The organism is Photorhabdus australis DSM 17609, assembly GCF_000711895.1.
GTDB classification, from domain to species: domain Bacteria; phylum Pseudomonadota; class Gammaproteobacteria; order Enterobacterales; family Enterobacteriaceae; genus Photorhabdus; species Photorhabdus australis.
This window is the reverse complement of the sequence record NZ_JONO01000125.1, coordinates 1-1,785: the sequence shown is the minus strand read 5'-3', so window position 1 is coordinate 1,785 and position 1,785 is coordinate 1. Positions and strand designations below refer to the sequence as shown.

The following is a 1,785-nucleotide window of genomic DNA, read 5'->3' as shown; positions in this document are numbered from 1 at the left end:
TATGTATAATCTTTTTTCCCATAACGCCCCCAGTTATGAAGAAATTAAATAAAAAGATATCAATCACACAGTTTAATATCTTTTACATAGGTATTTGGTGACATCCAAGATATCCTTGGACATACTAAATAGCCATCACTTTTTAATTTATAATTCACATATAAAGATGTAGGAAAACCTAAAAAAAATGAAATAATAGCTATCGCCCCCAAATATTTGTTAAAACCATCATGATGTTTAGGATAACGACCAGTTATATTAACAAAAACAACAAAAATAACATAATAAAAAACCAAAGGAGAAGAAAAAAATATCATAAAAATACCACCTGAGAATATTATCTTTTCATCCATTTTAATTAAAGAATTTAAATTCCCCCCTGTCATAAAAGAAGTGAATAACGTTAGAATGAAAATAAAAATAGCACAGATAATATTTATAACCTTTCTTTTATTTCCCATAATTCCCCCAGTTATGAAGAAATTAAGTAAAAAGATATCAATCACACAGTTTAATATCTTTCACATAGGTATTTGGTGACATCCAGGATATTCTTGGACATACCAAATAATTATCACTTCTTAATTTATAATTCACATATAAAGATGTGGGAAAACTAAAAAAAAACAAAAAAACCCATATCGAACCTAAATATTTCACAAAACCATCATGATATTTAGGATAATAACCAGTTACATTAACAAAAACAATAAAAAATATAGCATAAGAAATTAAAGGAAAAGAACAAAACACAATAAATACACAGCTCGAGAATGTTATTTTATCATCCATTTTAACTAAAGAGATCAAATCATTTCCTGAAAAGAAGAAAGACACTAACGTTAAAATAAAAATAGCAAGAGCAGCGATGATATGCACAATCTTCTTTTTACTTTCCATAATTCCCCCAGTTATTAAGGAATTGATTGAAATTAAATTCAATAATATTAATTACATAGCTCAATGTTTTTTACATATTTATTCGGTGATGACCATGATATCTTTGGACATATCAAATAATTCTCACTTTTCAGTTTATAGTTCACATAGAAGGCGATAGGAAAACTCAAGAAAAATGCAACAATAGCTATCATACCAAGACAATTAACACAAATATCGTGATACTTTGGAGTACGTTCTGTCAAATTAAAATAAATAACAAAACTCAAAAAATAGAATACCAAAGGAAAAGAAAAAAATACAATCATAATCCCACTAGAAAACGTTATCTTATTACCCATTGTAATCAACGAAAATAAACTTTCACTGACAACAGACATAACAAATAACATCCAAGACAATAGAAAAACAGTCCCAATAACATTCATTATTTTCCTTTTATCACCCACGACTATATCTCTCCCAATCATGAAGAAATTCATTTACATCAGCTATAGGAGTTCTTTCTCTATCATAAGTTTCTTTTATTAACTCAATCACCTTTTTACTTATCTGATATTTATCATCTAGATAATTGAGTGCTATAGCAGTTCCCAAACCTGCCAAAACGATTATACCAGCTACGACAATGATACTAGCACCTGCCACAAAAACAGATGAAAGGACCGCACCAATAGCCCAAGAAGCAAAAGCTACTACTGCTGTCTTAGCCAGATCTACCGCAATATTACCTAAGAAATCAGCCAGTTTGTATTCGTCCTTAAATATAAGTTCAACCGTTCGATAAGCGGCAGAAAATAATATACTAAACTTCATTCCCTTAACTATGCCACTATTTAATCCTTGTTGCCCTATCCCCATAGATATTATCTTCATGTTGGAAGC

At 29.5% G+C, this 1,785-nt stretch carries 3 protein-coding genes and 1 pseudogene; all 4 read right to left on the bottom strand.

Going from position 1 to position 1,785, the window contains the following annotated elements; translation table 11 throughout:
- Positions 1-59: 59 nt before the first annotated feature.
- Positions 60-461: a DUF1240 domain-containing protein gene (locus BO26_RS18415; RefSeq protein ID WP_036774064.1), complete on the bottom strand. Its 402-nt coding sequence runs from the start codon at positions 459-461 to the stop codon at positions 60-62.
- A gap of 37 nt (positions 462-498) precedes the next feature.
- Positions 499-900: a DUF1240 domain-containing protein gene (locus BO26_RS18410; RefSeq protein WP_036774062.1), complete on the bottom strand. Its 402-nt coding sequence runs from the start codon at positions 898-900 to the stop codon at positions 499-501.
- A gap of 47 nt (positions 901-947) precedes the next feature.
- A complete protein-coding gene (locus BO26_RS18405) occupies positions 948-1,208 on the bottom strand; it encodes a DUF1240 domain-containing protein (protein WP_236637609.1) in 261 nt (86 codons plus the stop codon).
- 133 nt (positions 1,209-1,341) lie between these two features.
- Positions 1,342-1,785, bottom strand: a pseudogene (locus tag BO26_RS18400) (hypothetical protein); the annotation flags it as partial.